Annotated in this window: 23 protein-coding genes; 8 read left to right on the top strand and 15 right to left on the bottom strand. The window is 68.4% G+C overall.

Annotation, left to right across the window (positions count from 1 at the left end):
* The coding region (locus ABE957_RS17100; protein WP_349758910.1) for an IS3 family transposase at positions 1 to 92 on the top strand (92 nt) is incomplete at its 5' end.
* Positions 93 to 190: 98 nt separating this feature from the next.
* Here ABE957_RS17100 and ABE957_RS17095 read toward each other — a convergent pair.
* The 8 genes from ABE957_RS17095 to ABE957_RS17060 all read right to left on the bottom strand — a co-directional run bounded on the left by ABE957_RS17095 (position 191) and on the right by ABE957_RS17060 (position 8,389).
* Positions 191 to 1,219, bottom strand: a complete 1,029-nt coding sequence (locus tag ABE957_RS17095) for a hypothetical protein (RefSeq protein WP_349759874.1) — start codon at positions 1,217 to 1,219, stop codon at positions 191 to 193.
* 92 nt (positions 1,220 to 1,311) lie between these two features.
* Complete coding sequence (locus ABE957_RS17090; protein WP_349759873.1) at positions 1,312 to 2,490, bottom strand: porin; 1,179 nt, start codon at positions 2,488 to 2,490, stop codon at positions 1,312 to 1,314.
* Between the two features lie 402 nt (positions 2,491 to 2,892).
* The gene (locus ABE957_RS17085; RefSeq protein ID WP_349759872.1) at positions 2,893 to 4,071 is read right to left on the bottom strand and encodes a ProQ/FINO family protein; all 1,179 of its coding nucleotides are present in this window, start codon (positions 4,069 to 4,071) and stop codon (positions 2,893 to 2,895) included.
* Positions 4,072 to 4,215: 144 nt separating this feature from the next.
* The gene (locus ABE957_RS17080) at positions 4,216 to 4,734 is read right to left on the bottom strand and encodes a dihydrofolate reductase (RefSeq protein ID WP_432765429.1); all 519 of its coding nucleotides are present in this window, start codon (positions 4,732 to 4,734) and stop codon (positions 4,216 to 4,218) included.
* A gap of 14 nt (positions 4,735 to 4,748) precedes the next feature.
* Positions 4,749 to 5,576 (bottom strand): thymidylate synthase, encoded by an 828-nt coding sequence (locus ABE957_RS17075; RefSeq protein ID WP_349759870.1) that lies wholly within the window; start codon positions 5,574 to 5,576, stop codon positions 4,749 to 4,751.
* Between the two features lie 82 nt (positions 5,577 to 5,658).
* The gene (gene lgt / locus ABE957_RS17070) at positions 5,659 to 6,447 is read right to left on the bottom strand and encodes a prolipoprotein diacylglyceryl transferase (RefSeq protein ID WP_349759869.1); all 789 of its coding nucleotides are present in this window, start codon (positions 6,445 to 6,447) and stop codon (positions 5,659 to 5,661) included.
* A 44-nt stretch (positions 6,448 to 6,491) separates the two neighbouring features.
* Positions 6,492 to 7,286: a sulfite exporter TauE/SafE family protein gene (locus ABE957_RS17065; protein ID WP_349759868.1), complete on the bottom strand. Its 795-nt coding sequence runs from the start codon at positions 7,284 to 7,286 to the stop codon at positions 6,492 to 6,494.
* Positions 7,283 to 8,389 carry a response regulator gene (locus ABE957_RS17060; RefSeq protein WP_349759867.1) on the bottom strand — a complete coding sequence of 369 codons (1,107 nt, stop codon included), beginning with the start codon at positions 8,387 to 8,389 and terminating at the stop codon, positions 7,283 to 7,285. The genes ABE957_RS17065 and ABE957_RS17060 overlap by 4 nt, the downstream gene beginning before the upstream one ends.
* 123 nt (positions 8,390 to 8,512) lie before the next feature.
* Here ABE957_RS17060 and ABE957_RS17055 point away from each other — a divergent pair, with 123 nt between their 5' ends.
* Positions 8,513 to 9,289: an NRDE family protein gene (locus ABE957_RS17055; RefSeq protein WP_349759866.1), complete on the top strand. Its 777-nt coding sequence runs from the start codon at positions 8,513 to 8,515 to the stop codon at positions 9,287 to 9,289.
* A gap of 134 nt (positions 9,290 to 9,423) precedes the next feature.
* Here ABE957_RS17055 and ptsP read toward each other — a convergent pair whose 3' ends face one another.
* Both ptsP and ABE957_RS17045 read right to left on the bottom strand, forming a co-directional pair.
* Positions 9,424 to 11,685 carry a phosphoenolpyruvate--protein phosphotransferase gene (gene ptsP / locus ABE957_RS17050; protein WP_349759875.1) on the bottom strand — a complete coding sequence of 754 codons (2,262 nt, stop codon included), beginning with the start codon at positions 11,683 to 11,685 and terminating at the stop codon, positions 9,424 to 9,426.
* A gap of 66 nt (positions 11,686 to 11,751) precedes the next feature.
* On the bottom strand, positions 11,752 to 12,243 hold the full coding sequence (locus ABE957_RS17045) for an RNA pyrophosphohydrolase (protein ID WP_108445830.1): 492 nt from the start codon (positions 12,241 to 12,243) through the stop codon (positions 11,752 to 11,754).
* Between the two features lie 198 nt (positions 12,244 to 12,441).
* Between ABE957_RS17045 and ABE957_RS17040 the strand changes: the two genes are divergently transcribed.
* Positions 12,442 to 13,098, top strand: a complete 657-nt coding sequence (locus ABE957_RS17040; protein ID WP_349759865.1) for a histidinol-phosphatase — start codon at positions 12,442 to 12,444, stop codon at positions 13,096 to 13,098.
* A 134-nt stretch (positions 13,099 to 13,232) separates the two neighbouring features.
* Here ABE957_RS17040 and ABE957_RS17035 read toward each other — a convergent pair whose 3' ends face one another.
* The gene (locus ABE957_RS17035; protein ID WP_349759864.1) at positions 13,233 to 14,207 is read right to left on the bottom strand and encodes a malate dehydrogenase; all 975 of its coding nucleotides are present in this window, start codon (positions 14,205 to 14,207) and stop codon (positions 13,233 to 13,235) included.
* A gap of 253 nt (positions 14,208 to 14,460) precedes the next feature.
* On the bottom strand, positions 14,461 to 14,961 hold the full coding sequence (gene rsd / locus ABE957_RS17030) for a sigma D regulator (RefSeq protein ID WP_349759863.1): 501 nt from the start codon (positions 14,959 to 14,961) through the stop codon (positions 14,461 to 14,463).
* A gap of 330 nt (positions 14,962 to 15,291) precedes the next feature.
* On the opposite strand from rsd, the gene ABE957_RS17025 reads away from it, so the two are divergent.
* Genes ABE957_RS17025 through ABE957_RS17005 form a run of 5 tightly spaced genes read left to right on the top strand, consistent with a single transcriptional unit; the run spans position 15,292 to position 19,845 of the window.
* Positions 15,292 to 16,434, top strand: a complete 1,143-nt coding sequence (locus tag ABE957_RS17025) for an ABC transporter substrate-binding protein (protein ID WP_349759862.1) — start codon at positions 15,292 to 15,294, stop codon at positions 16,432 to 16,434.
* A 60-nt stretch (positions 16,435 to 16,494) separates the two neighbouring features.
* A complete protein-coding gene (locus ABE957_RS17020) occupies positions 16,495 to 17,415 on the top strand; it encodes a branched-chain amino acid ABC transporter permease (RefSeq protein WP_349759861.1) in 921 nt (306 codons plus the stop codon).
* Positions 17,408 to 18,427 (top strand): branched-chain amino acid ABC transporter permease, encoded by a 1,020-nt coding sequence (locus ABE957_RS17015; RefSeq protein WP_349759860.1) that lies wholly within the window; start codon positions 17,408 to 17,410, stop codon positions 18,425 to 18,427. Before ABE957_RS17020 ends, ABE957_RS17015 begins: the two co-directional genes overlap by 8 nt.
* The gene (locus ABE957_RS17010) at positions 18,420 to 19,163 is read left to right on the top strand and encodes an ABC transporter ATP-binding protein (protein WP_349759859.1); all 744 of its coding nucleotides are present in this window, start codon (positions 18,420 to 18,422) and stop codon (positions 19,161 to 19,163) included. The genes ABE957_RS17015 and ABE957_RS17010 overlap by 8 nt, the downstream gene beginning before the upstream one ends.
* Before the next feature lies 1 nt (position 19,164).
* Positions 19,165 to 19,845 carry an ABC transporter ATP-binding protein gene (locus tag ABE957_RS17005; protein ID WP_349759858.1) on the top strand — a complete coding sequence of 227 codons (681 nt, stop codon included), beginning with the start codon at positions 19,165 to 19,167 and terminating at the stop codon, positions 19,843 to 19,845.
* A gap of 63 nt (positions 19,846 to 19,908) precedes the next feature.
* Here the strand turns inward: ABE957_RS17005 and ABE957_RS17000 are convergent, their stop codons facing one another.
* From ABE957_RS17000 to gshA, 3 genes are read right to left on the bottom strand one after another with little or no spacing between them, the layout of a single operon-like run.
* Positions 19,909 to 20,757, bottom strand: a complete 849-nt coding sequence (locus tag ABE957_RS17000) for an alpha/beta hydrolase (RefSeq protein ID WP_349759857.1) — start codon at positions 20,755 to 20,757, stop codon at positions 19,909 to 19,911.
* 9 nt (positions 20,758 to 20,766) lie between these two features.
* Positions 20,767 to 21,303: a disulfide bond formation protein B gene (locus ABE957_RS16995; protein WP_349759856.1), complete on the bottom strand. Its 537-nt coding sequence runs from the start codon at positions 21,301 to 21,303 to the stop codon at positions 20,767 to 20,769.
* Positions 21,300 to 22,934, bottom strand: coding sequence for a glutamate--cysteine ligase (gene gshA, locus ABE957_RS16990; RefSeq protein WP_349759855.1), 1,635 nt, complete (start codon positions 22,932 to 22,934; stop codon positions 21,300 to 21,302). Before gshA ends, ABE957_RS16995 begins: the two co-directional genes overlap by 4 nt.
* Positions 22,935 to 22,972 lie beyond the last annotated feature (38 nt).

Raw genomic sequence — 22,972 nt, 5'->3', positions numbered from 1 at the left:
ACATCCATTACTACAACCACGAACGCATCAGGCTGAAACTAAAAGGCCTGAGCCCCGTGCAGTACAGGACTCAGGCCTTGGGCGCTGGCTGAATGAACCGTCCAGCTATTGGGGGTCAGTTCACACGCTAGGGGCCTCTTCATTTTCTTGAAGCGGCCGTCAACCCGGCAACCGCGACACGCTTACGGCGTTACCGCTTCTGCACCTTGAGCTCGTAGTTGTTGACGCCGGACATCGCCGAGCCGAACTTCTGGCCCTGCACGCGAATGCGATAGCGCCCGGGAGAGAGCTCGGTCTGCATGTCCACGTCGCCATCGAAGCCCTCGCCGGCGCCCTCGGCCACCACTCGGCCGTTGGCGTCCAGCACCTCGAGTTCGATGCGGTAGGTATCCTCGTAGCCGCCGGGATAGGTCGAGGTGGTGATGGCGACCCGGCCCGTCTCGGCCATGTCGAAGGTCAGCACCTCGCCGCGAGCGCGAATCTTGACGTCGGTGACGATGGTCTTCACGCCGTTCGAAGCCTGGGCAGGCGCTTCCTCGACGGATGACTCCTGCGCCTCGCCCTGCAGGGCAGCACTCGCATCTGCGCTGCCGGGGGCCGCAACCCCGCTAACCGCCCCGCCACTCGCCTCGGCCGTCGGCGCCGCGATAGTCGCCACGTCATCACGGCCACGCACGAAGACGCTACGATTGCCCTCGCGGGCACTGCCGCTGAACACCAGGCCCTGGCCGTCGCTGACGCCCTCCTCGAGGCGGCGCCCGTTCTCGTCCATACCGGCGACGGTGATATAGAAGCTGTTGCCCGTCGTGCTGCGGGTGCCGAACTTGCGCCCCTCGACGCGCAGTACGTAGTCACCCGGCGCCAGGCGCTGGCGCATGGCGAGCCCGCCGTTCTGCCCCAGCGCCTCGCCACGAGCGATCACCTGGCCCTGGGAATCCAGCAGTGCCGCGGCGACTCGATAGTCCTCGGACTCCCCCCCCGGCACCTTGCTCTCGAAAAGGTACTCCCCCTCCTTCTTGACGGTGAAGTCATGCTCGTGAGGGCTACCGTAGAAGAAGCTGCGGCTGCGGGCGTCGTTCTCCGCCTGCAGGAAGCCGGTCAGGTCGAGCTGCTTGCCCTGCTCGCGGAAGCGCTCTTCCATCTCGCTGGCGAGCGCGGGAGAACTGGCCAGCCCCAACCCCAGGGCCAGCAGGCTTGCGGTAATGATCGGCTGTTTCATGAACCCTCGCGTGTTGCGTAAAGAAAAAAGCCGACCCCGGAGGATCGGCTTTCGGTGTTCCACCCTACGGGCAGGATTACCCTGCGAGGGGATTAGAACAGGTAGACGGCACCCACGGCGACGCCGTCGCCAGCATCGTTTTCACGATCGTACCAGGCCGCTTCGACGAAGGTGTACATGGCGTCGGAAACGTTATAGGTCGCACCGATCATGACTTCGTTGAAGTTGTCATCGCCGAGTTCGACATCTTCGTCAAAGTCGATGGCATCAGAAGCGATACCGCTGAGGGTGTCGGCATTCTGATCGACATACTGGTAGGCGCCGTAGATGTCGCCCATGCCATAGCCGTAGCGGGCACCCAGCGCGTAGTAGTTGGTGTCCACCGTGAGGTCGTTATCGGACTCGAAGCGCTCGACCTTCGCGGACAGCCGCAGGGTGTCGATGGTGTACTGGGCCGTAACGCCGTACTGATCACCGGCGTCGAAATCGATAGGATCAATGTCATTCTCACCGACCTTAACGACTTCACCATCGTAATTGTTCAGATCGTCATAGGCCAAGGCGATGGAGAAGGCACCTGCGGTGTACTTCACGCCGCCAAAGAAGGAGGCGTCGGAGTCGGAATCGACGGTGTGAGCAGTGTCGTCACCGAAGGGCACGCCGCTCTCTGTACCAGTGGTCACAAAACCTTGATCAAGGCCATCCAGGGTACCGGTGAAGGTGCTCTCTTCGGCGTCGCCCTTGAACTGGGTACCCAGGGCAAACTGGAAGCCGCTGAAGGACGGGGACATGTACTGCAGCTTGTCGCCTTCGCGATCGGCGGTGCCAACGTTGAGAATACCGCTGTTGGAATCGGTGACGTCGAAGTATTCGTTGTTGGTGATCGGATCCTGGATCCAGTCGTCGATCAGCGGATCCCAGGAGCCAATGCGTGCATCACCAAAGTTGCCCTTCAGGCCGAAGTAGGCCTGGTCACCGGTGTCCAGACCGCCGGCGCCCTTGATCTCGTCGGCGTCGCCTTCGAACTCATACTTGAAGTAGCCGGTCAGACCGTCGTAGATCACGTGCTCGCCGGCGACACCCAGGGTGGAGCCGTTGTCGGCGAGCTCGTCGGTGCTCTCGCCGTCGGCATCATTGGTGTTCGCGTAGGCAAGCTGCAGGTTGCCGTACAGGTCGAGCTTGGTGCCGTCCTGGTTGTAGACGGTCGCGGCCTGGGCGCCGGAAGCGGCCAGAGCACCGGCAATAGCAGTCGCTAACAGTGTCTTTTTCATTGCGATAGTTCCTTATTGACTAGCTTGCTGTTTCGATCGTGGCTGCCCGTTCTTGGTGAGCGGGTCAGCGGGCTTGGCCGGTCTTGGTGCCGGTTCTCGTGCCTGCGGCTCCCTCCCGGGAGGACAGGTCGCGAGCCAGACCGCGGCAAAGCCTTAGTTATAGTCCAATGCTCGCAAGAGGAACTCTATACCGGGGATTCGGGGAACGCAACAAGAAAAAAACACTGTTTTCCTTCCCTGCGAACACCGTTTCCCCGGCCTATCCTCCTGCCCTTGCGAATCGGGCGCCATCCCGGCGAGCCCAATGCTCGAGCCGGCGTGAAGGCCGCCGAATCGAGCGCCTGGCGCGATGAGCGAATCCATCATGCCCTGCGAATATGACGAAGACAAGTCGGGGGGATATCAACGCTGATTGTGCTTGGCCAGCAGCGCGGAGAGCTTCTCGTCCAGGGTGGCGGCGGGGGCGCCCGCCGAGGCATTAGCGGCAGGCTTGGAGGCCGAGGGGGATGACGTAGCGGGGCCCGGATCGACAGCATCTTGCCCGGCAACAGGGGATTCACCAGACCGGGTGCTGCCGTGCCGAGCCTGTCCGTCGGCACCGCCTTGGCTCTTGGGGGCACCGCGCGCCCTGCCGCGAGCGGGGCCGGTGCGCCCTCGCTGGCGACGGTCGACCTGAAGGCGCTCGAGCTTCTTGTGGGCATGCTCGGCCGCGGCGGCATCCACCTGCCCCGCCGGCTCGCCGGCCAGATCGAGGCGCCAGGCGCCCTCGCGCACCGACTTGAGGTAGCGCGGCAGGTTGACGTAGCAGGCCAGCGCCCGGCGCACGAGCTTCTCGGGCCAGGGCTCCCGGGCGGTCAGCTCCTCGTGGATGCCGATCTTGAGCGGCCGGGTATGCCCCTTGAAGAAGGTGGACGAATAGCGTCGATACCACTGGTCCAGCAGCGCCTGGGGAGACGGCGCCTCATCGGCATGCGGCGTATCCGCTTCTCCTGCTTGGCTCGCCTCGCTCGGCTGGCTCGGTTCACTCACCTTGGCCGGCGCTTCGGGGTCTTCGCCGGGGGAAGCGGCGGCCGTATTGGGTGCCGCAGCGGCGAGGGATTCGGAGGCGATGTCTCGCGCAGGCGACTCGGCGACGGCGTCATCGGCCTGCCGACGCGGGCGATCGCCGATCAGCGCGGAGAGCCCCTGGGCCCGTCGCGCCTGGCGATGGAAGAGCACCGTGCCCGCCTCGGCGGGATCGTGCGCCAGCAGGCGCCGATTATGCGCCTCGAGTTCACGATTCTGCTCATCGAGCTCGCGGTTCTCCTCGGCGAGCTCCAGACGAGTGGCGTCCAGCTCCTTGATGCGCGCCTCGAGCTCGCTGCAGCGCAGGCTCAGGGCCTGGTTAGCGGCCTGCTCCTCGCGGGCTTCGGCGGCCCGTTCGGCATGGCTCGCTTCCAGTTCAACGCGACGGCGCTCCAGCTCGGCGAGTCGCGACTGCAGGGCATCCTGCTGCACGCGGGACTCTCGCAGCAGCGAAAGCAGCGCCGCGGCGCGGTGCTCCAGCCGTTCCAGCAGGCGGGTTGAGCCTTCCTCGATCACGTCCTGTCCCTCCAGTGCGCCTTGCCCCTGACTCGTCCAGCCGTCGCCGGCATTATCCGGCAATGACCCTTGCTGCCCAGTCTGTGCCAGGCATGGCGTGGTGACAAATGTCGCCGGCGGGCGACGCCGTCAACGTCGCTGCCCTTAGCATCGATGATACTGCACGAAATGGTAGCTCGGTTGGCCCTCGGCGGGCGTGCCGGGCACGCGCTGCACCTCTTCCCACTCGCCCATGTCGAGCGCGGGGAAGCGGGCATCGCCCTCGACCTCGATATCCACCTCGGTAAGGTAGAGCCGGCTGGCGAAGGGCAGCGCCTGGGCGTAGATCTCGGCGCCGCCCATCACCATGATCTCCTCGACGCCGTCGATGGTGGCCTGCTGGTCGGCAAGCGTCAGCGCGGCGGCGAGATCGTGGCAGATCCGAACGCCCTCGGCGTGGAAGTCGGGATCGCGAGTGACCACGATATTGAGGCGCCCCGGCAGCGGCCGGCCGATGGACTGGTAGGTCTTGCGCCCCATCACCAGCGGCTTGGCCTGGGTCATCCGCTTGAAGAACTTGAGGTCCTCGGGCAGGTACCAAGGCAGCTGGTTGTCCACGCCGATCACGCCATTTCGGTCCATGGCGGCGATCATCGCGATGGGGATCAGGGTCTCGTCGGTCATGGCGCTGGCCTCACTCATACGGCCACCTGGGCCTTGATATGCGGATGGGGGTCGTAGTCCTCGATGGCGATGTGCTCGAAGCGAAACGCGAAGAGATCGTCCACCGCGGGGTCGAGCACCAGGCGCGGCGCCGCGCGCGGAGTGCGCGCGAGCTGCTGCTCGGCCTGCTCGAGGTGGTTCAGGTAGAGGTGTGCATCGCCCAGGGTATGCACGAAGTCGCCCGGCTCGAGGCCCGCGACCTGGGCGATCATCTGCGTCAGCAGCGCGTAGCTGGCGATGTTGAACGGCACGCCGAGGAAGATATCGGCGCTGCGCTGGTAGAGCTGGCAGGAGAGTCGCCCGTCGGCCACGTAGAACTGGAAGAGGCAGTGGCACGGTGGCAGCGCCATCTCGTCGACCAGTGCCGGGTTCCAGGCCGAGACGATCAGCCGACGCGAGCGCGGGTTGATGCGAATCTGCTCGAGCAGCGTCTCGATCTGGTCGACGTGCCCGCCTCGCGGGTCGGGCCAACTGCGCCACTGGTAGCCGTAGACCGGGCCCAGGTCGCCGTTCTCGTCGGCCCACTCGTCCCAGATGCGCACCCCGTTCTCCCGGAGGTAGGCGATATTGGTATCGCCGGCCAGGAACCACAGCAGCTCGTGGATGATCGAGCGCAGGTGCAGCTTCTTGGTAGTGACCAGCGGAAAGCCACGCGCGAGATCGAAGCGCATCTGGTGGCCAAACACCGAGCGGGTGCCGACGCCGGTGCGATCGTCACGCTGCGTGCCGTGGTCGAGCACCTGGCGCATCAGGTCGAGGTAGGGCTGTTCGAGGGCGGGAGGAGCGTTGGCGGTCACGGGCATCGTCGACGGCTGAGAAATGGACCCATATTCTACATGGCCGGACCAAGGGCGCCCATCCCGGCGGGCGCCCTCCCCCCTCCACTCAGGGTTTCGCATCCACCGGCTGGCGGCGCGACCAGGCGATCAGCGCGAGGCCGGCGGCGATCATCGGCAGGGTCAACAGCATGCCCATGGTCACCCAGCCCAGGGCGATGAAGCCGAGCTGGGGGTCGGGCAGGCGCACGAACTCCACCAGGAAGCGGAACACGCCGTAGAGCAGCAGGAAAAGCCCGGAGACCAGCCCGCGGCGACGCGGCAGCGCCGAGACCCACCACAGCACCGCGAACAGCACCGCCCCTTCGAGCAGCGCCTCGTAGAGCGACGAGGGATGACGCGGCTCGGGCCCCATGCGGGGAAAGGGCATGCCCCAGGGCAGATCCGTGAGGCGCCCGGGCAGCTCATGGTTGATGAAGTTGCCGATGCGCCCGGCGCCCAGGCCGATGGGCACCAGGGGGGCCACGAAATCGGTCAGGGTGAAGAAGGCCAGGCGCTTCTTGCGGGCGAACCAGAGGGCCGCGAGGAGCACGCCGATCAGGCCGCCGTGGAAGCTCATCCCGCCGTCCCAGACGCGGAAGATCCACAGCGGGTCCGAAAGCCACTGGGACAGGCCGTAGAAGAGCGCATAGCCCAGGCGCCCGCCCACCACCACGCCGATGGCGGCGTAGAACAACAGATCGCCGACGTCGTCCCGGGTCAGGCCGATACACTCGGCCCGACGACGCCCGAGGAACCAGGCGGCCACGAAGCCGACCACGTACATCAGGCCGTACCAGTGGACCTGAAAGGGCCCGAAGGCGATGGCCACGGGATCGATGTCGGGATAGCGCAACATGGGATGTCCTTGAAACGAGACTTTCAAAAGATGGCGTGAAGCGATCAGAGCAGAAACTTGATCCCCACCACCGCCAGCAGGGCGGCGAAGGAGAGGCGCAGCAGCCGAGCCGGCAGACGATGGGCCAGCCACACCCCGAGGCGCGCGAAGGGCACGCTGGCCAGCACGATGCCAAACAGCGCAGGCAGCATCACGAAGCCGACGGCTCCCGAGGGCAAGAGCGGGTTGCCCCACCCAACCACCACGAAGGTGGCAGCGCCGAACAGCGCGATGGGCAGGCCGCAGGCCGACGAGGTCCCCGCGGCCTGGGTCATGGTGGCGCCGCAGCGAGACAGCCAGGGCACGCTGAGGGTGCCCCCGCCGATGCCGAACAGCGCCGAGATGCCGCCGATCACCGCGCCCGCCAGCCCCATGGTGATGCGCCCCGGCTGGGCGTCGCCGGCCGTCGGGCCGCGCCCCAGCGCCATCTTCAGGGCGACCAGGATCACGAAGACGCCGAACAGGGTGCCCAGGCGGCCGCCGGAGAGGCTGCCGGCCACGAAGACCCCGGCGATGGCACCCAGCACCAGCCCTGGCAACAGCGCCAGGAACCAGTCGCGACGGATGCTGCCACGACGGTGATGCCCCCAGGCCGATGAGGCGCCGGTCACCACGATGGTGGCGAGCGAGGTGCCCACCGCCAGATGCATCGCCACCTCGGGGGCCACGCCCTGCAGCTCGAAGGCCACGATCAGGGCCGGCACGATGATCAAGCCACCGCCCACGCCGTAGAGGCCGGCCAGTGTGCCGGCCGCGGCGCCCAGCGCCAGGTAGGCCAAGAGAGTCGCGATGAGGCTCATGAGGGGTCGGGCTCCGGCAGGACCAGCCACTGGCGTACCATATCGACCAGCGCCTGGGGGCGGTAGGGCTTGGCGAGGAAGTCATCCATGCCGGCCTCGTGGAAACGGCGACGGTCCTCGTCGCTGGCGTTGGCGGTCAACGCCACCAGCACGCTGCGCCGGCATGAGGCCAGTCCGGCCTCACGCTCGCGCCAGCGTCGGCTGGTCTCCACCCCGTCCATGCCGGGCATGAAGATATCCATCAGCACCAGGTCGAAGGCGTCCTCCTCGAGCCGCGCCAGGGCCTGCTCACCGCTGGTGGCCGTGGCGACCTCGAGCCCCTGACGCTCCAGCACCTGTCGGGCCAGGGTAAGGTTCACCGGGCCGTCATCGACGATCAGCACCCGTCCACTCCCGGAGAGCCCGGGCGTCGAGGGCAGCGCAGGCGTGTCGGAGGACTCGCCGAGGTTCTCGAGCAGCAGCATGGCATCGGCGAGCCGCTCGCGCAGCGCCAGCAGCGCGCCACGGTCATGCTCGCCGCCACGCTGGCGCAGGGTCTCGCTCTCCAGCACCTCGGTGAGCGAGGTCATCAGGGGGCCCAGCGACTGGCGCAAGTGGCAGAGATAACCGGACTTGAGGCGTGACTCTTCCCGGGCGCGGTCGCGGCCGGCCTCCAGGCGCTCGACCTGGCCCTTGAAGACCTCGAGGTCATCGACCAGGCGCCGCTCGGTGGCGTGGCTCTGGCCGAGGTCGGTGCGCCAGCCTTCCACCAGGTCCTCGCAGGCGCTCGACAGGGCCCGGAGGCGCTGCGAGAGCGGCAGGTCCTGGCGCTGGGGCCGGTGATGGCATGCCAGATAGGCCTCGACGCCGGCCAGGGCCTCGTTCACCTCGCGCTGGATCCCGCGCATGCGCTGGCGCAGCAGCGTCAGGAACACCGCCACGTTGAGACAGCTGCCCAGCAGCAGCGCCACCGGCAGCCAGAAGGCGGTATTCCAGGAGGCGTGGGCCGGCACCATCCACCACAGCAGGAGGCCGACCAGCAGGCAGAGCACCACCAGGGCGACCTGGACCAGCAGCAACGGCCAGAAGATCGGCCACACCAGACGCGACCATAAGCGGTCCAAGCGGATATCGTCCTGCATTCTCATCCCTGTGCACGCACGATGAGCGAAAGAGTGTACGCGGCCGGGCCCGACCTGTCATGACGCCGCCTTCCCCCCGCGCCGGCGGCCGGCTAAGCTGGCCCGATGTGCCTGATTGCCTTTGACCATCGCCCCGGCAGCGCCTGCCCGCTGCGCCTGATCGCCAACCGCGACGAGTTCCATGCCCGCCCGACGGCGCCGCTGGGCACCTGGGAAAAGGCCCCCGCGATCGTCGGGGGCCGCGACCTGGAGGCCGGCGGCAGCTGGCTGGCCGTTCACCGCCGCGGTCGCTTCGCCGCCGTGACCAACGTCCGAGACCCTCGCCTCACGGTGCCGCCGGGCTCACCGAGCCGCGGCGCGCTCGTGCGCGAGTCCCTGGAGCGCGACGACCTGACGGCCTGGCTCGAGCGGCTGGCGGGCGGCGAGGCCCGCGCCTATGCCGGCTTCAACCTGCTGGTGGGCGACGGGGAGACGTTGTGGCACCTGCACCGCGGACTCGACGCCTTGTGCCTGCGGCGCGTGCCGCCCGGCCTGCACGGCCTCTCCAACGCCAGCCTGGATACGCCCTGGCCCAAGCTGATCGCCGCCCGTCAGGGGCTCGGCCGCGGCATTCGCCACGGCCGCTTTCCACAGGATGCCCTGGCCGTGCTCGGCGATGACCAGCCCGCCGATGACGACGCGCTGCCGGAGACCGGCGTGGGGCTCGAGCGCGAGCGTCAGCTGTCGTCGTGCTTCATCGTCGGCCGCGATTACGGCACGCGGGCCACCACCTGGCTGAGCTGGCGCGACGACGGGAGCATCGAGATCGGTGAACGGCGCTTCGGGCCGGAGGGAGTCCGGCTGGGCGAGAACGTGGAGCGGCTCTCGACAGACCGGCCGTAGCTTTCCGGCTCGCCGAACCCTCGGGCCGGAGAGCCGTGCGGCCACCCACGAGAATGGCAACGCCCCCGCTCTTCGAGCCGCCCTCGCGCGGCCGGGCGATTCTGGCGCAATGCGCTCGGCCTCTGGGAGTGCGCTCAGTCCTTGGGCGGCAGCAGGTGCGCCAGCTGCCATTCGCCCAGGCGAGCCTCCAGGTGCTGGCGAACGGCACGGGGAGAATCGAGACGCAGGGTGTCATCGACCAGCTCCCTGGCACTCGCGAGGCTCACCCGGCGAATCGCCGCCCTGACCCGGGGCAGGCTCGGCGCGTTCATCGACAGGGTCGTGAACCCCATGCCCATCAACAGCAGCGCCCCGGCGGGATCGCCGGCCATCTCGCCACACACCGAGGTGGGCATGGCCAGGCGCCGGGTATCCTCGCCCAGCCGCGCCATGGCCGCCAGCACGGCGGGATGGCAGGCATCGTAGAGGTCGGCGACGCGCGGATTGTTACGGTCCACGGCCAGCAGGTACTGGGTCAGGTCGTTGCTGCCCACCGAGAAGAAGTCGACGCGGCTGGCCAGGGCATCGAGCTGGTAGAGGGTCGCCGGCACCTCCAGCATCACGCCCACCTTGGGCCGATTCACCGCCACGCCCTCCTCGCCGAGTTCGACGATGGCGCGATCGAGCAGGCGCAGCGCGTCGTCGACCTCGTCGACGTTGGTGACCATGGGCAGCAGCACCTGCAGGTTGTCGAGCCCCTGGGAGGCACGCAGCATGGCCCTCAGCTGCACCATCAGCACCTCGGGATGGTCGAGGGTGACCCGGATGCCGCGCCAGCCGAGGAAGGGATTGGCCTCCTCGATGGGGAAGTAGGGCAGATCCTTGTCGCCGCCGATATCGAGGGTGCGCATCACCACCGGCAGCGGCGCGAAGCTCTCGAGCTGGTCGCGATAGAGACGCGTCTGTTCCTGCTCGCCCGGAAAGCGCTCGGTGATCATGAAGGGCACTTCGGTGCGATAGAGCCCCACCCCGCCGATCCGCGACTTGAGCGACGCCACGGCATCCACCGCCAGGCCGGTGTTGACCATCAGCGGCATGTCGTGGCCGTCCGGGGTGCGACTGGGCAGGTCCTGCTCGTGCTCCAGCACCGCCATCAGCGCCCGTTCCTCGTCGATCAGGCTCTGGTAGTGGCTCTCGAGCTCCGCCGAGGGGTGCACGAAGAGCCGGCCACGATGGCCATCCAGCACCACCCGGTTGCCGCCGAGGCGCGGCAGCGGCAGATCAACCATGCCCAGCACCGTAGGAATGCCCATGGCCCGGGCGACGATGGCCACGTGGGAGGTGCTGGAGCCACGCACCGAAACAAGCCCGGCGAGCTTGTCGCGGGGCACCTCGCCGAGCATCGCCACGCTGATCTCGTCGCCCACCAGGATGGTGCTCTCGGGGTAGACCTCCGGGGTCTGGGGCGTCTCCTCCTGCAGGTGGGCCAGCACGCGACGCCCCAGGTCGCGGACGTCCGCCGCCCGCTCGCGGAGATAGTTGTCGTCCACCCGTTCCAGGTACTGGACGTGGCGACGCACCACGTCGGCCAGCGCGCCGGGGGCCCACTGCCCCTCGCGGATGCGCTTCTCGACCTCCTGGGAGAGCGCCGCCTCGCCGAGCATCTGCTGGTAGACGTCGAACAGCGCGAGTTCCTGGGCGGAGATGCGGCTCGCCAGGCGCTCGCCGGCGGCGCGAATCTCGTCGCGGACCCGGCCGATGGCCTCCTTGAGGCGGGCGATCTCGTACTCGACGTCGGTGGGGATCAGGTCAGGCACGCTGTCGAGGTCGGCCGGCGCGGCGATGACCACCGCCTCGCCGATGGCCATGCCGGGCGAGGCCGCCACACCGGTGAAGCGGGCCTGCCCGCCGGGGATGCTCGGCCGATTGAGCCCGCCGGTCGCCAGGGCATGGGCCAGCACGCCGGCCAGCTGGGCGGCCATGGTGACCAGGAAGGCCTCGTCCTCCTCGTCGAAGCGGCGCTTCTCGGACTGCTGCACCACCAGTACGCCGAGCATGCGGCGCTGATGGATGATCGGCACGCCGAGAAAGCTCGAGTAGCGCTCCTCGCCGGTGGCCTCGAAGTAGCGGAACTGCGGATGGGCCTGGGCATCCTCCAGGTTGAGCGGCTCCTCGCGCTTGGCCACCAGGCCCACCAGGCCCTCTCCCACCTGCAGGCTCACGCGCCCCACCGCCTGGGCGCGCAGGCCGATGGTCTCCATCAGCACCAGGCGATCGATGGCGGGGTCGAAGAGGTAGAAGGAGCAGACGTCGGTGCGCATCGCCTTGCGGATGCGTCGCACCATGGTGGCCAGCGCCGCGTCCAGGTTGCGGGCCCCGTTGACCTCCTGAATGATGCGTCGTAATACCTCGAGCATGGGCGTCTTTTTTTCCATTGTGGTTGTCTCTCGCCTCGCTGAGGGAATGGCCGTCAGGCCATCGGCTCATCCATGACCGAGGGCCAGCCGCTGTGCCCGGGGGGACAGCTCGCGCAGGGCGCGGCGATAGACCTCACGCTTGAAGGGCACCACCTGCCCCAGGGGGTACCAGTAGCTGACCCAGCGCCAGCCATCGAACTCCGGCTTGCCGGACAGGTCCATGCAGATCCGGCTCTCCTGACAGCGAATCCGAAGCAAAAACCACTTCTGTTTCTGGCCGATGCAAACCGGCCTCGAGTGGGTACGCACCATGCGTCGCGGCAGGCGATAGCGTAGCCAGCCCCGGGTGCAGGCAAGGATCTCGACGTCCTCGGCGGTGAGGCCGATCTCCTCGTGGAGCTCACGAAAAAGTGCCTGTTGCGGAGTCTCGTTAGCCTTGATGCCTCCCTGGGGAAACTGCCACGCGTTTTGCCCTACCCGACGCGCCCAAAGCAGCTGCCCCATCTCGTTGGCGATGATGATGCCAACATTGGGGCGAAAGCCGTCAGCGTCGATCACGGACTTCACCTTATAGTTTCAGTATTGGAGCCATTCTTCCACAAGGCCACAAAGCGCATCAATACAAGCCGTCACCAAGCGGCCAACCAGCCCGGGCCCTGTGCTCGAAGCGCGCCATCGCTTCTGCCATAATCGATAGCCTTGCCGTGACCGCACCGCGCGCGTCCATTCATATCAACAACACCCGAGGGGAACGCAGTGAGCCTGGCCATCTTCGACCTGGACAACACGCTGCTGTCGATCGACAGCGACCATGCCTGGGGCGAGTTCCTGCTGGAACAGGGCGCCGTCGACCCGGTCGCCTACCGCGAGGCCAACGACCGCTTCATGGCCGACTACAAGGCGGGCACCTTGGACATGCAGGCCTTCCTCGAGGTGGCCCTGCAGCCGCTGGCGGCGCATAGTCCCGAGCAGCTCGCCGCCTGGCACCAGCAGTTCATGGCGAGCAAGATCGAGCCGCACATCCTCTCCCGGGGCGAGGAGCTGGTGGCCCGCCACCGCTCGCGCGGCGACACCCTGATGATCATCACCGCCACCAACCGTTTCATCACCGGCCCCATCGCCGAGCGCCTGGGCATCGACGAGCTGATCGCCGTGGAACCCGAGGTGGTCGACGGCCGCTATACCGGGCGCGCCCTCGGCATCCCCAGCTACCGCGAGGGCAAGGTCCAGCGGCTCGAGGCCTGGCTCGCCGACCGCGACCTGACGCTGGACGACAGCTGGTTCTACAGCGACTCCCACAACGACCTGGCGCTGCTCGAGGAGGTCGAGCACCCGGTGGCCGTGGACCCCGACCCGAGCCTTCGCGAGGTGGCCGAGGCCCGCGGCTGGAAGATCATCAGTCTGCGCGATTGAGCCGACGACGGGCGGGCGGCCGCCGTGCCCGCCCACTTCTGCCCAGACGCAAAAAACCCCGCCGGCCGGCGGGGTTTTTCGTGTCGCGATCGTGTCGCGATCGTGTCGCGATCGTGTCGCGATAGAGGCGACGTTTAGCCGAGCAGGTGCTCGACGGCGGCGCGCTCTTCGCGCAGCTCGTTCTCGGTCGCCTGCATGCGGCCGCGGCTGAACTCGTCGATTTCCAGGCCCTGAACGATCTCGTACTGACCGTTCTTGCAGACCACCGGGTAGGAGTACATGATGCCCGGCTCGACGCCGTAGCTGCCGTCGGCGGGAATGCCCATGCTGACCACTTCGTCGGTGCCCAGCGCCCAGTCACGCATGTGATCGATGGCGGCGGAGGCGGCGGACGCCGCGGAGGAGGCCCCGCGCGCCTTGATGATGGCGGCGCCGCGCTGCTGCACGGTGGGGATGAAGTCGTTCTCGTACCACTCGCGATCGACCAGCTCGAGGGCCGGCTTGCCGTCGACCTTGCAGTGGGCCAGGTCCGGGTACTGGGTCGCGCTGTGGTTGCCCCACACCACCATGGACTCGACGTCGGTGACGTGCTTGTTGGCCTTCTGGGCCAGCTGGGTCTTGGCGCGGTTGTGGTCCAGGCGCATCATCGCGGTGAACTGACCCGCATCCAGGTCCGGCGCATTGCAGGAGGCGATCAGGGCGTTGGTGTTGGCCGGGTTACCGACCACCAGCACCCGCACGTCGCGGCTGGCGTGATCGTTCAGCGCCTTGCCCTGCACGGAGAAGATCGCAGCGTTGGCCTCGAGCAGGTCCTTGCGCTCCATGCCCGGACCGCGCGGACGCGCGCCGACCAGCAGGGCGAAATCGGCATCCTTGAAGGCAACGTTGGCGTCGTCGGTGGCCACGATCTCCTGCACCAGCGGGAAGGCGCAGTCGTTGAGCTCCATCACCACGCCGTTGAGGGCGTCCATGGCCGGGGTGATCTCCAGCAGCTGCAGGATGACCGGCTGGTCCTTGCCGAGCATGTCGCCGGAGGCGATGCGGAAGGCGAGGGAGTAGCTGATCTGGCCGGCAGCACCGGTGATGGCAATACGGACGGGGTCTTTCATGGTGGCTCCTTGGGTTGTCAACGCGCGGGTTGTCGCCGTGAGGATAAGCCCGGTGGACCGGCTGCCCACCCTGGCCGGAATGCGAACCGCCAAGATGTTATGCCTGCACTGCACAAAACTCAATTCGACCTGCGACTAGGCCCGCCGGGAGAGCCTTCCCGCCGAACACGACGAGACCCCACGGGACACGACATCCCATGGGGTCTCTCGGCGCTACGTGCTGCCGCCACGCACCGACAACGCCGTCGAGGCGTCAGGCCCGGGAGTCGGCCTCGGCGCGGGTGGCATCGGGCGAGTGGGCCGCGTGCAGCCGGGCGATCAGCCGATCCTCGAGCTCGAAGCGCTCGCCGAGCCCCTTGGTGAGGCGATCGATCCAGGCCGGCAGCCGGGCGAGGTGCTGTTCGCAGCGCGCCGAGGAGGCGTAGTCCTCGTCGAAGGCGAGCACCAGCTCGGTGGACATCTCGAGCCGCTCCATCAGCTGGTCGGCCAGCGCCAGGGCGGGCTCGTCGTCGAAGGCGCGGGCCTCCTCGCGCAGCTGCGGATAGATCTCGAAGTGGCCAGCGCTGATATAGTCCATCAAAAGCTCGCTGAAGGCATCGATATGGGCCTTGGAGACGGCCTCCAGCTCGGCATCGCAGGACGCCTTGAGGTCGACGAAGTGGACCAGCAGCGCACGGCGCGCCTCGAGCCAACGATCGATCAGCTGGTGGACACCACCCCAGCGTTCCTGGGCATTCGTGCAATCTTCCAGCATGGGCTCCTCCCTCGCTCGATGGCCGGCCGCGACAGCGCGCTCGACCTGCGAGACAACAGACTCGCGCCTGCCGATGACGGTGTCAATCCTGCCGCGCCGGTCGAGGCGAACCTCATGGCTCGCCCCGACGGCCCGCCGGCGCAGCAGCGCCGTGGTAGAGCGATAGCGGAGCGTGGAGAGGCCGCCGGCACATTCGTAGTACGGTATCGAAACAAGCAACAGCGTAGCGAGATAACGACACCCCGGCGGGATGTTGCCGGCATCGGCGCAGCGAGGTCGCGGTGCTGACTCGTCCGGCATGAACCCATCAGGACACCAGAGGGCATTTCCATGAACAAGCTGACCCGCGCCGGCCTCGGCCTGCTGATGACGACCGCCGTGGCCACGGCCCAGGCCGAGGAAGTCCGGATCGGCATGATCACCACGCTGTCCGGCGGCGGCTCGCATCTCGGCGTCGACGTGCGCGATGGCTTCATGCTCGCCATCGACCAGGCGGCGCGCGACGACATCGAGGTGCTGATCCAGGACGACGCCCGTCGCCCGGACCTCGCCAAGACGCTCTCCAACGAGTTCATGCAGCGCGATGACGTCGACATCATGACCGGCATCATCTGGTCCAACCTGGCCATGGCCGTGGTGCCCTCGGTGGTGCGACAGGGCACCTTCTACCTCTCGCCCAATGCCGGACCCTCGGCGCTGGCCGGTCGCCTGTGCCACGAGAACTACTTCAACGTGGCCTACCAGAACGACAACCTGCATGGCGCCATGGGCGCCTACATGCGCGAGCAGGGCTTCGAACGCCCGCTGCTGATGGCCCCCAACTACCCCGCCGGCACCGATGCCCTGGCCGGCTTCAAGCACCTCTTTGATGACGAGGTGGTCGACGAGCTCTATACCCAGCTCGGCCAGACCGACTACGCCGCCGAGATCGCCCAGATCCGTGCCAGCGATGCCGACAGCCTGTTCTTCTTCCTGCCCGGCGGCATGGGCATCTCCTTCATGAAGCAGTGGCAGAACTCGGGCGTCGAGATGCCGGTGTTCGGCGCGGCCTTCTCCTTCGACGAGATCATCATCCAGGCGGTCGGCCAGGCGGCGATCGGCGCCTTGAACACCTCGGAGTGGGCCTATGACCTGGACAACGCGGCCAACCGGGCCTTCGTCGAGGCCTTCCGGGAGGCCCATGAGCGCACCCCGACCCTTTATGCGGCCCAGGGCTACGACACGGCACGCCTGATCCTGAGCGCCCTGGACGAGGCGCACCCGGACGACTCGGACGCCTTCCGCGAGGCCCTGCGCGCAGCCGACTTCGCCTCGGTGCGGGGCGACTTTCGCTTCGGCCCCAACCAGCACCCGATCCAGGACATCTACGTCCGCGAGGTGGTCGAGGGCGCGGACGGCCAGCCCACCAACCGCCTGGTCGGCCTCGCCATCGAGGACATCCAGGACGTCTACGCCGAGCAGTGCCGGATGTGATCCCGCCCCCGGGCCGTTCGCGGCCCGGCTCCCCCGCTTCCCGACCCCGGACCCCATGACGTGAGCGCGACCCTGCTGATCGAGCAACTCATCAACGGCCTGCAGCTCGGCACCATGCTGTTCCTGATGGCCAGCGGCCTGACGCTGGTGTTCGGCGTCATGGGCCTGATCAACCTGGCCCACGGCTCCTTCTACATGGTCGGGGCCTACGTGACCGCCCTCACCACCGCCTCGACCGGCTCCTTCCTGCTGGGCCTGGCCGCCGGCAGCCTCGCGGCCGCCGCCGCGGGGGCCCTGGTGGAAGTACTGGTGATACGACGCCTCTACCAGCGTTCGCACCTGGACCAGGTGCTCGCCACCTTCGCGCTGATCCTGATCTTCTCCGAGGGCACGCGCTGGCTGTTCGGCTCCTCGCCGCTCTGGCTCAGCCCGCCCGACTGGCTCTCGGGCTCGGTGGCCCTGCCCGGCGGCGCCCGCTATCCGGTCTATCGGCTGATGATCATCGCCGTGGGCGTGCTCATCGCCGCCGGCCTCTACCTGCTGATCTCGCACACGCGGCTGGGCATGCGCATCCGCGCCGGCGAGAGCGATCGCGAGATGATCGGCGCCCTGGGCATCGATATCCGGCGGCTCTACACCCTGGTGTTCGCCCTGGGGGCCGCCCTGGCAGGGCTCGCCGGCTCCCTGGTGGGCGCGCTGCAGTCGGTGCAGGTCGGCATGGGCGAGCCGGTGCTGATCCTCGCCTTCGTGGTGATCGTGATCGGCGGCATCGGCTCGATCAAGGGCGCCCTGCTGGGGGCGATCCTGGTCGGCGTGGTGGATACCCTGGGGCGCATCTTCCTGCCGGCCCTGTTCGGCCACTTCATGAGTCCCTCGGAGGCCGCCGGGGTGGGCACCGCCCTCGCCGCCATGCTGATCTACATCCTCATGGCCGTCATCCTCGCCTTCAAGCCGCAGGGACTCTTCGCCGCCCATGACTGAGCACTCTCACGACACCGCCGCCGGATCCGGAGTTGTCCCGCGGCTCGGTCGCCAGGGCCTGGTCCACCTCGGCCTGCTGGCGCTGACCCTGCTCGCCCCGCTGGTGGCCCACCTGCTGGGCGAGGCCTACTACGTCAACCTGGCCACCCGCATCGTCCTGGTGGCGATGGCGGGCGTGGGGCTGAACCTGGCGCTGGGCCATGGCGGCATGATCAGCTTCGGGCATGCCGCCTACTTCGGCGTGGGCGGCTACGTGGCGGGCATCAGCGCCTATCACGCCTTCGACGGCAGCCTGCTGATGGGCCTGCCCGGCAGCGACGACATGCTGGTGATCTGGCCTGTCGCGCTCACCGCCTGCGGTCTTCTGGCGCTCGCCATCGGCGCCGTCTCGCTGCGCACCTCCGGGGTCTACTTCATCATGATCACCCTGGCCTTCGCCCAGATGGTCTACTACTTCGCCAACTCCTGGCCGAGCTACGGCGGCCAGGACGGCCTGCCGATCTACCTGCGCAACGGCCTGCCGCTGATCGACAGCCAGGATCCGCTGAGCTTCTTCCTGGTCTGCTTCGCCCTGCTGCTCGCCGCCATGGCGATCACCTCGCGGCTGATGGGGGCGCGCTTCGGTGCCGCCCTGACCATGGCGCGGCTCAACGAGACGCGCCTGGCTACCGCCGGCATCTCGCCCTACCCCATCCGCCTCATGGCCTTCGTCATCTCGGCCATGATCACCGGGCTCGCCGGCGCCCTCTATGCCGACCTCAACGGCTTCGTCAGTCCCGCCATGCTCAGCTGGCATTTCTCCGGCGAGCTGATGGTGATCGTCATCCTCGGCGGCGTCGGGCGCCTCTTCGGGCCCCTGGCCGGGGCCATCGTCTACGTGCTGATGGAGACCCTGCTGGGCGGGCTGACCGAATACTGGCTGTTCTTCCTCGGCCTGGTGCTGCTCGGCGTGGTGCTGTTCGCCCGGCAGGGCGTGATCGGCTGGCTCGCCGGGGGGACGCCTCATGGCTGAGGCGGTGCTTGCGATCGAGGGCCTGCACAAGCGATTCGGCGCCCTCGCGGCCACCCAAGACGTCTCGCTGACGCTGCGCGCCGGCGAGATCCATGCCCTGATCGGCCCCAACGGGGCCGGCAAGTCGACGCTGATCGCCCAGATCGCCGGCAGCCTCAAGCCCGACGCGGGGCGCATCCACCTCGCGGGGCGCGACATCACCGGCCTCGGCGTCGCCGCGCGGGCCCGCCTCGGCCTGGGTCGCAGCTTCCAGGTCTCGTCGCTGGCCGAGCCGCTCAGCGCGCTTGGCAACGTGATGATCGGCGCCCAGGCGCGGGCGGGCCACAGCTTCCGCTTCTGGCGGCCGGTCGCCCGCGATGCGCGCCTGCTGGTCCCCGCCCGCAAGGCGCTCGAGCGGGTGCACCTCGGCCACCGCGCCGACACCCCGGTGGCGGCGCTCTCCCACGGCGAGCGCCGCCAGGTAGAGGTGGCCTGCGCGCTGGTGCTCGAGCCCCGCGCGCTGCTGCTCGACGAGCCGATGGCCGGCCTCGGGCCGGAGGGCTCGGCGCGGCTCACCGAGCTGCTCGAGACCCTGAAGCGCGAGGTGCCCATCCTGCTGATCGAGCACGACATGGATGCGGTCTTCCGGCTGGCGGACCGGCTCTCCGTGCTCGTCGACGGCCGCGTCATCGCCCACGGCGACGGTGCGGCCATCCGCCGCGACCCGCGCGTGCAGGCGGCCTACCTGGGAGACTGAGATGCTCACCATCACCGACCTCGAGACCTTCTACGGGCCCTCCCAGGCGCTGTTCGGCGTCAGCCTCCGCGTCGAGGCCGGCGAGATGGTGGCGCTGATGGGCCGCAACGGCATGGGCAAGACCACCACCCTGCGCTCGCTCTTCGGCCTGACCCCGGCGCGACGGGGGCGCATCGAGTTCGACGGGCGGGACCTGAAAAGGCTACCGGCCTTTCGCATCGCCCGGCGCGGCCTGGGGCTGGTGCCCGAGGGGCGCCGCTGCTTTCCCAACCTCTCGGTGCGCGAGAACCTGGTCGCCACCGCCCGGCCGGGGCCCTGGAGCCAGGCACGCGTCGAGGCGCTCTTCCCGCGGCTGGCCGAGCGACGCTCGCAGATGGCCGACACCCTGTCCGGCGGCGAGCAGCAGATGCTTGCCATCGGCCGGGCGCTGATGACCAACCCCCGCCTGCTGGTGCTCGACGAGGCCACCGAGGGCCTGGCCCCGGTCATTCGCCAGGAGATCTGGTCGGCGCTGCGCCGGCTCAAGGCCGAGGGCCAGTCGATCCTGATCGTCGACAAGTCGCTCGGCGAGCTGCTGCCGGTGGCCGACCGCTGCACCATCCTGGAGAAGGGCCACACGGCCTGGACGGGGCGACCCGCGGCGCTGGACGAGGCGCTGCGCGCGCGCTACCTGGGGGTCTAGTTGAAGGTCTAGTGAGGGATCTCACTGGGGGCTAGCCCGGGGGCCGCGCATCGGGCGTGGCCCTCAGCGGTGGAAGGCGACGATCTCGTCGACGAAGCGCCCGCCGGGGCGATAGTGGTCGAGTAGCGAGAAGTGATCGTCACCGGGGAGCAGTTCACTGGTCACCTGACGCCCCTGCTGTCTCAGGTGCTCGGCCTGGGCCTGCATCTGGCCGGCGAACGCCTCGGACTCCTCGCCCCCGGCGACCAGCCGCACCCGGGCCGGCACCCGACAGGGCTGACGCAGGGGGCTATAGTCCTGGACGTCGCGACCGGTGAGCTGGAGCTTGGGCTGCAGCCACGACCAGGGAAAGGGCGCCAGGTCGTATAGGCCACTGATCGAGAGGGCGCCGCGGATCAGCGCATCGGGCAGGCCATACGCTTCCTGCCAGCGGGTGGCGAGCAGCATGGCACAGAGGTGTCCGCCCGCGGAGTGGCCGGAGACGCTGAGCCGGCTCGGGTCCACGCCCAGCGAGGCGCCGTGGCGATGCATCCAGGCCACCGCCGCGCGGCTCTGGCGGACGATCTCGCCGAAGCGCACCTCTGGGCAGAGCGCGTAGTTGACCACCGCCACGGTGATGCCCGCGGCCACCAGGCCATCGGCGACGAAGCCGAACTCGGCGTGGCTCAGTGCGCGCCAGTAGCCGCCATGGAAGAACAGGTGCACCGGGCCGCCCTCGACGCCGCTTTCGAAGACGTCCATCCGCTCGGCCAGCGTCGGCCCGTAGGCCACGTCGGGAATCAGGCGCAGGCGTTCGCGAGAACGGGCGCTGCGCGCCCGCCAGTCGGCGATCAGGGCCGCGCCATCGCGGCCCCGCATGGGGTCATAGGCCCGGTCGATCTCCTCCTGGGTGGCCAGGTGGGAATAGCCCACGGTGCTCGCCTAGCCCGACCAGTGGTAGCCGGAACGGGGCCGGTTGGCCAGCAGCAGCAGGCCCAGCGGGGCCAGCGCCAGGATCAGGAAACCGATCAGGGTCCAGCCGGGCAGCGAGAGGCCGAGCAGGCGAAAGCTGATCTCGGCGCACTCCCCGGAGCCGGAGAGCACCCGGGAGAGCACCTGCTGCCAGGGCAGGATCTCCATCATGTAGTCGAGCCCCGGGCCGCAGCTCGGCACCTGATCCGCCGGCAGCGACTGCAGCCACAGGTGGCGCCCCGCCACGGCGATGCCACCGCCCACGGCGCCAAGCGACAGCAGGCCGTAGAGCGCGGCCCACAGCCGCCCGACGGGGTTATGCACCGCGGCTACCAGGAACACCGCAGCGGCGGCCAGCACCGCCACCCGCTGGAGGATGCACAGCGGACAGGGCTCCAGGCCGACGAGGTGCTCGAGCACCAGGGCCACGCCCATCATCAGCACGCAGAAGGCGAGCCCGGCGAGGCTCCAGGCGCGCACGTCCAGGCCTCGCAGATCGTCGATCATGAACGCTCCTCCGTCGACAGCGGGGTGATGCTCCGGACCTCCCGGGCGCGCTCGAAGTAGCGGGCCAGGAAGGTGTCGAAGGTCTCCTCGTCGGCGGCCTCGAGGTCCGCCTGCTGGTCGCGGGAGCTCGCCACCAGGTCGTCGAACAGCGCCTCCCGGGCCGGGTCCATGGGGGTGTCGCGAAAGCCCTCGGCCTGCTCCCGAGCGAGGCCGAGCATCGCCTCGAGGAAGGACTCGCCGGTCGACTCGAGCCGATCGAGCAGCCGCCCGGAGGGCGTCAGGGCCGGATCCTCCAGACGCGGCGTCAGCGCGGCCAGGGCCTCGCCGTGGGGCGCGCCCTCCTCCAGCCGGTCGAGCAGCTCGGCCACCGGGGCCATCTCGGCGAGGATCTCGCCGCCCCAGTCGGCGATGGAGCGATGCCGGCCATCCTGCAGCAGGCGCAGCGCCGGGTCCCGGCCGCGCTCGACCACCAGGCGACGATTGTCGTCCAGCCGATCGCACTCGTCGTCGGGGATCCACGGGCTCTCGCTGAGCAGGCACCACATCAGGAAGGTGTCGAGGAAGCGTATCTGGGTCTCGTCGACGCCCAGCGGCAAGAAGGGATTGAGATCCAGGCAGCGCACCTCGATGTACTCGACGCCGCGGGCCTCCAGCGCCTGGCTGGGGGTCTCGTCGTGACGCGCCACCCGCTTGGGGCGGATATCGCTGTAGTACTCGTTCTCGATCTGCAGGATGTTGGCGTTGAGCTGGCGCCACTCGCCCGCCTCGTTCACGCCCAGCCGGCGATAGTCCTGCCAGGGGGTGGCGATGGCATGACGCAGGGTGTTGACGTAGTTGGAGAGCGAGTTGAAGCAGATCTTGAGCTGCTCCTGGACCTTGTTCTGATAGCCCAGGTCCGACATGCGCAGGCTGGTGGCATGGCGCGACACCAGGGTGCTGTCGCCATGAGGCGCGAGCTTCTCGGGCACCCGGCTGTCGGGGAGGAAGCTGCGATCGAGCGCCGGCGAGGCGCCGAACAGGTAGAGCAGCAGCCAGCTGTGACGACGGAAGTTGCGGATCAGGCCGAAGTAGCGCGCCGAGCGGTAGTCCTCGAGCGGCGTGTCGGTGTCGCCCTCGAGCTCGCGCAGCAGCTGCCAGAGATCGTCGGGCAGCGAGACGTTGTAGTGCACCCCGGCGATGGACTGCATGATCCGCCCGTAGCGCAGATCCAGCCCCTTGCGATAGACGGTCTTCATCACGCCGATGTTGGAGTCGCCGAAGTCGGCGATGGGCACGCTGTCGTTGCCGTCGAGCCGCGCCGGCATGCTGGCCGGCCAGATCAGCTCACCGCCCAGGTGGCGGTAGCTGAAACGGTGCAGGTCGGCGAGGAAGGCCATGGCATCGCCCGGACGACAGTAGACCGGCGTGATGTACTCCAGCAGCGCCTCGGAGTAGTCGGTGGTGATGTGAGGATGGGTCAGCTTGGACCCCAGGGCGGCCGGATGCGGCGTGGCGGCGATGCGCCCCTCGCCGTCGACGCGCAGCCCCTCCTTCTCGATGCCGCGACGCAGTCGGCCGACGCGACCCTGGTCGGCCAGCCCCTTGAGTCGATCGACGCGGGCGATAAGCGATTCGGACAAGTTGGTCACCATATGGAAAAGGCGGGCGCCCGGGCGCCCGACAAGCATCA

This window comes from Halomonas pelophila (assembly GCF_040196315.1).
Lineage (GTDB): Bacteria > Pseudomonadota > Gammaproteobacteria > Pseudomonadales > Halomonadaceae > Halomonas > Halomonas pelophila.
Note: the sequence above shows the minus strand (reverse complement) of the source record. Positions and strands in the feature narration are given on the sequence as shown.

Excerpts from the sequence above, each read along its gene's own strand:
- ABE957_RS17025 (WP_349759862.1), top strand. The coding sequence starts at position 15,292 with ATGAACAAGCTGACCCGCGCCGGCCTCGGCCTGCTGATGACGACCGCC.
- ABE957_RS17010 (WP_349759859.1), top strand. The coding sequence starts at position 18,420 with ATGGCTGAGGCGGTGCTTGCGATCGAGGGCCTGCACAAGCGATTCGGC.
- ABE957_RS17090 (WP_349759873.1), bottom strand. The coding sequence starts at position 2,490 with ATGAAAAAGACACTGTTAGCGACTGCTATTGCCGGTGCTCTGGCCGCT.
- ABE957_RS17005 (WP_349759858.1), top strand. The coding sequence starts at position 19,165 with ATGCTCACCATCACCGACCTCGAGACCTTCTACGGGCCCTCCCAGGCG.
- ABE957_RS17075 (WP_349759870.1), bottom strand. The coding sequence starts at position 5,576 with ATGCCCGTGACCGCCAACGCTCCTCCCGCCCTCGAACAGCCCTACCTC.
- ABE957_RS17035 (WP_349759864.1), bottom strand. The coding sequence starts at position 14,207 with ATGAAAGACCCCGTCCGTATTGCCATCACCGGTGCTGCCGGCCAGATC.
- rsd (WP_349759863.1), bottom strand. The coding sequence starts at position 14,961 with ATGCTGGAAGATTGCACGAATGCCCAGGAACGCTGGGGTGGTGTCCAC.
- ABE957_RS16995 (WP_349759856.1), bottom strand. The coding sequence starts at position 21,303 with ATGATCGACGATCTGCGAGGCCTGGACGTGCGCGCCTGGAGCCTCGCC.
- lgt (WP_349759869.1), bottom strand. The coding sequence starts at position 6,447 with ATGTTGCGCTATCCCGACATCGATCCCGTGGCCATCGCCTTCGGGCCC.
- gshA (WP_349759855.1), bottom strand. The coding sequence starts at position 22,934 with ATGGTGACCAACTTGTCCGAATCGCTTATCGCCCGCGTCGATCGACTC.
- ABE957_RS17015 (WP_349759860.1), top strand. The coding sequence starts at position 17,408 with ATGACTGAGCACTCTCACGACACCGCCGCCGGATCCGGAGTTGTCCCG.
- ABE957_RS17095 (WP_349759874.1), bottom strand. The coding sequence starts at position 1,219 with ATGAAACAGCCGATCATTACCGCAAGCCTGCTGGCCCTGGGGTTGGGG.
- ABE957_RS17065 (WP_349759868.1), bottom strand. The coding sequence starts at position 7,286 with ATGAGCCTCATCGCGACTCTCTTGGCCTACCTGGCGCTGGGCGCCGCG.
- ABE957_RS17080 (WP_432765429.1), bottom strand. The coding sequence starts at position 4,734 with ATGACCGACGAGACCCTGATCCCCATCGCGATGATCGCCGCCATGGAC.
- ptsP (WP_349759875.1), bottom strand. The coding sequence starts at position 11,685 with ATGCTCGAGGTATTACGACGCATCATTCAGGAGGTCAACGGGGCCCGC.
- ABE957_RS17055 (WP_349759866.1), top strand. The coding sequence starts at position 8,513 with ATGTGCCTGATTGCCTTTGACCATCGCCCCGGCAGCGCCTGCCCGCTG.